Consider the following 7,826-nt stretch of genomic DNA (forward strand, 5'->3'; position numbering starts at 1 on the left):
CCACCGACCACCGCGACCGATCACCACGACCCACCACCAGGACCGGCGCGCCCCGACCCGTACGGGTGACGGACGCGCGGTCAGAGCGGGCGGCGCCCGGTCAGGTCCCGCCAGGCGTCCCTGGCGTCGTCGAGCGCCGCTCGCGCCCGGGGGAGCTCGAGGCCGTCCTTGTGACGGGCGCGCGTCTTGTCCAGACGGTCTTGCGCCTCCTGTATCGGCTCCGTCGCCTTGCGGGCCTCACGCAGCTCCGCTTCGAGCGTGCGGATGTCACCGGCGCGCCGTTCCTGCAGCCGGTTCGCCGCCACGGCCGCGTTCTGGACCCGTACGCTGAACCGGCGTACCGCGTCCTCGGGAAACTCCTCGCCCTCGTAGCACTCCATGTGCTCCCGTCCATCGGGCCGTGTGATGTACACATACGACACGTGCGTGGAACGGGCGAGTTCGAACCGGACGCGCACGCCGGCCAGTGGCACCGCGTCGTCGGATATGAGGACCGCGTGCTCGTGCAGGGTGATCGCACCCAACTGCTCGACCAGGGCACCGCGGTGCGGGTCGCGCAGGCGCTCCAGCTCGGACTCCGCCCGCTGGACCCGGCGCCGGTAGGCCCGCTCGGCCCGCCTCACCGCGGTCCGTGCCTGCCACGTCTCGCGAAGGGCCGTGCTCCGCAGCTCCCGTACGGCGCCACGGGCATCCTCCAGCGCCTTGCGCGCCTCCCGGTGTTCCTCGTGGAACGCGTACGCCCATCCTCCCGGGTACCGGACGAGCCGCCAGGCCGTCCACCACACGCCCAGTGCCACCACGACGAGGACCCACCAGATCGCGATCAACTGTCTTCTCCCTTCCGCGACCGCACGGGACGGTGCGGCCAACGACACCCATAGCGGCGGCTGTTGAGGCCGGTCAACCCGCCGACTGTCGCAGGGGAGCGCCCGTCGGGCCTACTGATCGTGCGGTGCGAGGAGTCCGTGGAGGAGCTGGTCGACGTGGTCGAGGGCCTCGGCGCGACGGCGGTGGCGACCGCCACCGGAGCGCACTTCGGGGCGACCCCGGACGACCACTTCGGGGCCGCCCCGGACGACCACGTCGAGGTTCCGGAGGCCGTACGACTGGTCACCGAGCTGATCGAGGTCTGACGGGCCCGGGTGCCCGCCCGAAGCGGGCGGGCACCTCGCCGCCATGACCCGCGCGCCGAGCACCGGGCCTCGACCCGTCGACGCAACGTCCGTCGCCCGGCCGAGCGGTCGAGCCCGGCTGCTGGCCGGTCCGGGCCCGGCCCCATCGCAGGGCCGACCGGGTTTCAGTAGCGGAGCAGCCCCGCGTCGATCCGTTCCCAGGCGGTCCGGAGATCGGCGAGCCGGGCCTGCTCGAACGGGGCCCGGTCCGCCTGCTCGCGGGAGTCCTCCGACAGGTGGAAGAGCTGGTCGCGGCCGGACTTGCCCCGGTAGTACTTCCAGTCGCCGCGGCGCAGCGCCCGTTCGCCCCGTACCCGCCAGAAGAGGTCCCGCTCGGGCACCTCGGCGCCGCGCAGCAGGTGTCCGGCGAGACTGGTGCCGTCGAGGGGGTACGCGGGGTGGGGGCGGGCCCCGGCCAGGTCGAGGAGGGTCGCCGTCCAGTCGGGCGTGAACACCGGCAGGTCGCTGACCTGGCCGCCGTCGATCCGAGCGGGCCAGCGCAGGATCGCGGGGACCCGGATGCCGCCCTCCTGGAGGGAGCCCTTGTTGCCGCTGAGCGGCCAGTTGTAGGAGAAGCGCTCGCCGCCGTTGTCGCTGGCGAAGAAGACGAGGGTGTCCTGCTCCCGGCCGGAGCGCTTCAGCGCGTCGAGGACCTGCCCGATCGAGCGGTCGAGGTCCTCGACCATCTCCTTGTACTTCTCGACCGAGCCGCCGTCCTGGTGCCAGAGGGCGGAGCGGTCGCCCGCCTTGATGCGGCGGACCATCTCGTCGCTGGTCTCCTTGTCGCCGTCGGCGATCCACGGCCAGTGCGGGGTGGTGAAGTTGAGGTTGAGCAGCCAGGGCTTGTCGTGGTCGCGGCCGACGTACTCGCTCGCCCGCTCGGTGAGGATCCGGGTGTAGTAGCGCAGGTCCTTGTACTCGGCTTCGCCCTCGTAGAGGTCGTACTCGCCGCCGAGGCCGAGCTTGGAGTAGTACTCCAGGGCCCCGCCGAAGTTGCCGAAGAACTCGTCCCAACCGGACTTGGTGGGGGAGTAGTCGGGGAGGTAGCCGCAGTGCCACTTGCCGATGAGGGCGGTGGCGTAGCCGGAGTCCCGGAGCAGCGAGGCGAGGGTGGGATGGGTGGGCTCCAGGCCGACGGACTTGTCGGCGATCGGCTCGGCGAGCCCGCCCTTCGTACGGCCCGGGTAGCGGCCGGTGTAGAGGCTGAAACGGGTGGGGGAGCAGGTCGCGGAGCCGGAGTAGGCGTCGGTGAAGCGGACGCCCTGGCGGGCGAGGCGGTCCAGGTGGGGGGTGCGGATGTGCGGGGAGCCGTAGGAGGAGAGGTCGGCCCAGCCGAGGTCGTCGCCCAGGATGAAGAGGATGTTGGGCCGCGGGGAGTGGCGGCGCGGGTGCGCGGCGCGGAAGGGACGCTCCTGAGGGTCGGCCGGGGAACTCGCCTGCGCGGCGGCCTGCGCGGCGGGTGCGGTGGCGCCGAGGGCGGCCGCGGCGGCGGCACCGGCGGCGACCCCGCCGAGGGCGCGGCGGGACAGGGGCGTGGACATACGAGTCTCCAGAAGGGCGTGCGGACGTACGGGCATGCCTCCGGAACCCTGCGGGGGGCGGGGACGGCGCCGCGAGCGCGGGCGGGCGGAGGAGCGTGGAAGGCGAGCGGGAAACCGGCTGGTCAGAGGCAGCGACAGGCCGCGCTCGCGACACGGACGAGGTCCACGTGGCGGCGTTGGACGAGGGTGACCGAGCGGTCACGAGGGGGCTGCATGATCCAGGAGTCTCACGGAGGCCGCCGGGGGCGTCAACGGCGTACAGGCTGGTTGACGCGCGTAGTTCGCATGATCGAAACGCCCCCGACACCCCTGGGAACCGCGTTGCGGCGACCGGCCGCATACGACTGGGGCCGTGGCGCATGCCCGCGGGATGTCACACGTGGCCGACGGGCAGGCCGCCGTGGACGGCCTGTCTCTCGTCGTGCCACTCGCATCGCCGCCCGGCCGCTGCCGCTCACGGTCGTTGTCCGGCGTCCGTCGGCGTGTTCAGCGCACGGGCCGCCATCGGCGCAGGCGCATCCCGGAGGGGGCGCGGACGGGGTGGGACGCGGCTCCGGCGAACGAGGACGAGCAGCCCCCCGTTTCGTACCTCCGGACCGTCGGGATCCCGGTCTCCGCCCCCGGCCGACGGCCGGCCGGACAGGCCTCACGCCCTCATGGTCGCGGCGTCGATGACCTCGTCCAAAACCTCGCGGGAACGGACGAGATCGAGGATCATGCGGTCGATACGGTCACGCTCGACGGTCAGTTCCTCGACCAGCTCGCCGGTGGTGTACTCCGTCGGGCCGCCGTCCACGTCCCGCATGCACGGGAGCAGCATCGCGATCTTCTTGCTGCCCAGGCCCGCAGCGTAGAGGGCCTGGATGCGGATGACGCGGTCGACCGCCCACTCCCCGTAGGAGCGATGACCGCCGGGGGTGCGCTCGGACCGCAACAGGCCCTGCTGCTCGTAGTAACGCAGGGAGCGCTCGCTCACCCCGGAGCGTCGTGCCAGCTCGCCGATCCTCAACGTCCGCTCCACTCCTACCGGTTCCCACTTGAATCTGACACCGGTGTCAAGTTCTACGGTACCGGCATGACGAACAACGCGGGCGGATCCCGCCTCTTCGAATCCACCACCCTCGGCCCCCTCTCCCTCCCCAACCGGCTGGTCATGGCCCCGCTGACGCGCAACCGCGCCGACGCCGACGGGGTGCCGACCTCGCTCATGGCCACGTACTACGCGCAGCGCGCCTCCGCCGGCCTGATCATCGCCGAGGCCACCACGCCGAGCGCCGTCGGCCAGACCTACGCCGACATCCCCGCGCTCCACACCTCCGCCCACGTGGCGGGATGGCGCGGGGTCACCGACGCCGTACGGGAGGCCGGCGGGCGGATGTTCGTGCAGATCCAGCACGGTGGGCGGGTCGGCCACCCGGACACCAGCGGTCACGTCCCCGTCGCCCCCTCGCCGGTGGCGCTCCCCGAGGAGATCCACACCGCCGACGGGCGCCGGCCGGCCGTCGTCCCCCGCGAGCTGACGGTCGACGAGATCCGCTCGACCGTGGCCGACTTCGCCGCCGCCGCACGACGGGCCGTGGACGCGGGCTTCGAGGGGGTCGAGGTGCACGCCGCCAACGGCTACCTGATCCACCAGTTCCTCGCGAAGAACACCAACCGGCGCACCGACGCGTACGGCGGTCCGGTCGAGCACCGGATCCGGTTCGCGGTCGAGGTGGTCCAGGCCGTCGCGGACGCGATCGGTCCCGAGCGGGTCGGGGTGCGGATCTCCCCGGGAGTCGGCGTCAACGGCATCGAGGAGGGCGACACCGACAGCATCTACCCGGCTCTCGTCGCCGCCCTGGCCGACCGGGGTCTCGCCTATCTGCACGTCGTGTTCGCCGACCCGGACCAGCCGCTGTTCCAGGAGATCCGCAAGACCTGGCCGGGCACGCTGATCGCCAACCCCGTCCTCGGGTGGGGAGGACCGCTGCCCGGCGACGGCGGCCGAGGTGCGGGCGAGCGGCTGCTCGCCGCCGGAGCCGACCTGATCTCCCTCGGCCGCGGTTTCCTGGCCAACCCGGATCTCGTCGAACGCCTGCGGACCGGTGCGCCGCTCAACGCCGTACGGGACCAGTACCTGATGTACACCGGCGGGGAGACGGGTTACACCGACTACCCCACACTCGACGCGCCCGCGCTCGTGGCCTCCTGAGGTCCTTCGGGACGCGCACGCGCCGCCATCCGCCCCACCCCCGCCACGCGTGCCGGGGGCGACCCGCTCGAACGCCTGCCACGCCGTCCCATGGCCTGCGCCGCCCCGGTCGCCGGGCGCGAACAGCGTGCCGAGCCGACCGCCGCCCGGCCCGCCCCGGGCAAGGACCTGTCGGGTCCGCCGCCGATCCGGTGTCCACCACGAGCGATCTCAACCGGTTCTTCGGCGCACTGCTCGACGGACGGATCGTGAGCCGCGCGTCGCCGAGGGATACGCAACCGAGTACGGGGCCCGTTCGGGTCCGACACCCCGCACCGGGCGGGCGTACCCGTACGACGGCGGAACCACCCGACGAACCGACTTGATCGTGGATCTCGCTCAGAACATGGTGTTGTCGTTCTTGGAGGTGGCCGGGACGACCTGGAGGACGTCCCAGTGTTCGACGATCTTGCCGCCGGCATCGAAGCGGAAGATGTCGATGCCGGCGTACTCCTCGTCGGGCCAGGTCTGGTGGCAGTGCAGGACGACGTGGTCGCCTTCGGCGAAGGCGCGCCTGTACTCGACGCGTTTGCCGGGGTACTCGGCGGCCATGCGCTCGAAGTAGTCGATGAACGCCTGCTTGCCGTCGCCGACGTGCGGGTTGTGCTGGATGTAGGTGTCGCCGACGTACTGGGCGATGGCCTCGGCCGGGCGGCACTGGTTGAACATGAGGTCGTAGAACGCCTTGGCCGTTGCCTTGTTCTTCTCCGGGTCGCTCATGGTGTCACCGTAGGGCTGCCGACCGGGTGCGGCGCGGTGAGTGCGTCGAGCAGGTGGCGGGCGTCGAGCAGGTGGGCGTCGGCGGGGACGGGCAGCGGGGGAAGGGCATCGGCACCGGCGACGGCATCGGTGGTCCGTCGAGGCGCTCCACTCGAGGAGCCGACCGGACATGACCGTCACGGCGCGGCCCACCTCGCGCCGCCCGCCGGCCGAAGCCGGGGCGCTGAACAGGCCGGGGAGGGGGCGACGTGCCGCGCTCAGCCGGCCTCGCGCACCGGCTCCGTCAACCGCCGCCAGGTCCGTACCAGTTGGCTGAACTCCTTGACCTGGACGAGTACGTGGTCCCGCGCGGCGTTCTCCGCCGTCTCGGCGTCGCCGCGGGCGATGGCGTCGGCGATCGCGCGGTGTTCGGCCAGGGAGCGGCGCATGCGGTCCGGGACGCGCAGTTGCAGTCGGCGGTACGGCTGCAGGGCCCGCTTGAGCGCGTGCGCCTGCCGGCGCAGGTACTCGTTGCCGCAGGAGTCGTAGACGATGCCGTGGAACCGGGCGTTGGCGTAGTAGTAGGGGTCCGCGTCGCCGGCCGCCGCGTGGCTCTCGCATTCGAGCAGGGCGCGTTCGAGTTCGTGCAGCGCCTCCTGGTCGATGCTCCGGGCGGCGAGCCGCGCCGCCATCCCCTCCAGCTCGGCCATGACCTCGAAGCGCTCGGCCAGCTCGGAGACGCTCAGCTCGGTGACGTACGTGCCCTGCTTGGGGCGGATCTGCACGAGTCCGGAGCGCTCCAGGGCCTGGAGCGCCTCCCGGATCGGCGTACGGGAGCAGCCGAACTCCTGCTCCAGGCGTGCGGGATCCAGTCGCTCGCCGGGACGGTAGTGACCGTCGACGACAGCGTTCTCGAGCGCGTCGCGAACGCGCTGGGATTCCGGGATCCGGGCCATGTGCACCTCCGAGCAGTCAGGTCATCCGGGCGGACGGGGCTGGTGCCCGAGCCCTGATGTGTCCTACGGTGGCGTTGTTATATATATCGTCCGCCATCATGGATTCTACGCTGTGGCGGCAGCAGAGGCGGGCGGGACCGAAGGACGGAAGGTGCGGCATGGAACGTCACGACGGCTGGCTGCTGACCGACCTGTTCCAGGCGCTGGGACGACGGCGCGGCACGGACACGGCGGCCGGAGAGCAGCCTGCCCCGCCGCCCGAGCACCCGCTGGACCAGCTGCTCGCCGCCTGCGAGGTCCTGATGAGCGACGTGGGCGAGGCCTCGATGCGCGCGGTCGCGGCCAGGGCCCTCGCCGCCTACGACGAGCTCGACGACGACGGCAAGCGGGCCTTCTTCACGCACGTCACCCGGACCTTCGACGTCGACGCCGACCGGGTCCGTACCGCCTTCCGCCGCTGGGAGGAGGCCCACGCCGCCGGATCCCGCGGCGAGGAGGAGCTGGTCCGGCTCTTCGACGTGGTCGAGCCGGCCCGCCAGCAGCTGCTGCGCCGTATGAACCACGCGCCCGACGCCACGCTCGCCCTGGTCGAGATGCGCGCCGACCTGCGCCGGCTGATGCACCGCCACCCCGAGCTGCGCCCCCTCGACCACGATTTCCACCACCTGCTCACCTCCTGGTTCAACCGGGGCTTCCTGCGCATGGCGGAGGTCACCGGGGACGCGCCGAAGGAACTGCGCCGGCGCCTGATGCAGGGCGAGAGGGTCCACCCGATGGCGAGCGAAGCCGAGCTCCGCCGCCGCCTGGAGCCGGAGGACCGTGCCGTCTACGCGTTCTTCCACCCGGCCACGGGGGAGGTGCCGCTGATCTTCGTGGAGGTGGCCCTGGTGCGCGGTCTGCCGGACCGTATAGCCCCCCTCATCGAGCCGGGCCCGGCGCTCAGCCCCGCGGACGCGGACACGGCGGCGCTCTACTCGATCAACAACGCCCTGGACGGCCTGGCCGGAGTCTCCTTCGGCAGCTTCCTCATCAAGCAGGTCATCGAGCAGGTGAGTGAGCAACTGCCCCATCTGACACGGTTCGCCACGCTCTCGCCCCTCCCCGGCTTCCGCGGCTGGCTCGGTGAGCAGGCCGGACAGGATGCCGAGCTCGGCCTGCTCGTCCGCGAGCTGGACGCCCTGGAGGGACCCGCGGAGCTCGGCACGGGGGACGTCGAGCGGCTCCG

9 protein-coding genes are annotated in these 7,826 nt (G+C 72.2%); 3 read left to right on the forward strand and 6 right to left on the reverse strand.

What is annotated here, in order from left to right:
* Nucleotides 1-80: 80 nt before the first annotated feature.
* Entirely contained in the window at nucleotides 81-827 is a 747-nt protein-coding gene (locus tag CCN56_RS41560; protein WP_107484074.1) for a hypothetical protein, read from the reverse strand.
* A gap of 138 nt (nucleotides 828-965) precedes the next feature.
* Here CCN56_RS41560 and CCN56_RS42850 point away from each other — a divergent pair, with 138 nt between their 5' ends.
* Nucleotides 966-1,133 (forward strand): hypothetical protein, encoded by a 168-nt coding sequence (locus CCN56_RS42850; RefSeq protein WP_179199624.1) that lies wholly within the window; start codon nucleotides 966-968, stop codon nucleotides 1,131-1,133.
* A 164-nt stretch (nucleotides 1,134-1,297) separates the two neighbouring features.
* Here CCN56_RS42850 and CCN56_RS01150 read toward each other — a convergent pair whose 3' ends face one another.
* From CCN56_RS01150 to CCN56_RS01155, 3 genes are all read right to left on the reverse strand, one after another.
* Complete coding sequence (locus CCN56_RS01150) at nucleotides 1,298-2,713, reverse strand: sulfatase (protein ID WP_179199625.1); 1,416 nt, start codon at nucleotides 2,711-2,713, stop codon at nucleotides 1,298-1,300.
* A 122-nt stretch (nucleotides 2,714-2,835) separates the two neighbouring features.
* Entirely contained in the window at nucleotides 2,836-2,928 is a 93-nt protein-coding gene (locus CCN56_RS45700; RefSeq protein WP_362661460.1) for a putative leader peptide, read from the reverse strand.
* A 431-nt stretch (nucleotides 2,929-3,359) separates the two neighbouring features.
* Nucleotides 3,360-3,722: a MerR family transcriptional regulator gene (locus tag CCN56_RS01155; RefSeq protein ID WP_086822318.1), complete on the reverse strand. Its 363-nt coding sequence runs from the start codon at nucleotides 3,720-3,722 to the stop codon at nucleotides 3,360-3,362.
* A 66-nt stretch (nucleotides 3,723-3,788) separates the two neighbouring features.
* Here CCN56_RS01155 and CCN56_RS01160 point away from each other — a divergent pair, with 66 nt between their 5' ends.
* Nucleotides 3,789-4,907: an alkene reductase gene (locus CCN56_RS01160; protein ID WP_086822300.1), complete on the forward strand. Its 1,119-nt coding sequence runs from the start codon at nucleotides 3,789-3,791 to the stop codon at nucleotides 4,905-4,907.
* A gap of 378 nt (nucleotides 4,908-5,285) precedes the next feature.
* Here the strand turns inward: CCN56_RS01160 and CCN56_RS01165 are convergent, their stop codons facing one another.
* Nucleotides 5,286-5,666, reverse strand: coding sequence for a nuclear transport factor 2 family protein (locus tag CCN56_RS01165; RefSeq protein WP_086822301.1), 381 nt, complete (start codon nucleotides 5,664-5,666; stop codon nucleotides 5,286-5,288).
* A gap of 257 nt (nucleotides 5,667-5,923) precedes the next feature.
* Nucleotides 5,924-6,601 (reverse strand): GntR family transcriptional regulator, encoded by a 678-nt coding sequence (locus CCN56_RS01170; protein ID WP_041127429.1) that lies wholly within the window; start codon nucleotides 6,599-6,601, stop codon nucleotides 5,924-5,926.
* A gap of 158 nt (nucleotides 6,602-6,759) precedes the next feature.
* On the opposite strand from CCN56_RS01170, the gene CCN56_RS01175 reads away from it, so the two are divergent.
* Nucleotides 6,760-7,826: malonyl-CoA decarboxylase domain-containing protein (locus CCN56_RS01175; RefSeq protein ID WP_086822304.1), on the forward strand; the 1,067-nt coding region annotated here is incomplete at its 3' end.

The organism is Streptomyces sp. NRRL B-24572, assembly GCF_002156145.1.
Lineage (GTDB): Bacteria > Actinomycetota > Actinomycetes > Streptomycetales > Streptomycetaceae > Streptomyces > Streptomyces vietnamensis.

Bases quoted from the DNA above. Each gene is read 5' to 3' on its own strand.
- CCN56_RS01150 (WP_179199625.1), bottom strand. From the start codon at position 2,713: ATGTCCACGCCCCTGTCCCGCCGCGCCCTCGGCGGGGTCGCCGCCGGT.
- CCN56_RS45700 (WP_362661460.1), bottom strand. From the start codon at position 2,928: ATGCAGCCCCCTCGTGACCGCTCGGTCACCCTCGTCCAACGCCGCCAC.
- CCN56_RS01160 (WP_086822300.1), top strand. From the start codon at position 3,789: ATGACGAACAACGCGGGCGGATCCCGCCTCTTCGAATCCACCACCCTC.
- CCN56_RS01165 (WP_086822301.1), bottom strand. From the start codon at position 5,666: ATGAGCGACCCGGAGAAGAACAAGGCAACGGCCAAGGCGTTCTACGAC.
- CCN56_RS01170 (WP_041127429.1), bottom strand. From the start codon at position 6,601: ATGGCCCGGATCCCGGAATCCCAGCGCGTTCGCGACGCGCTCGAGAAC.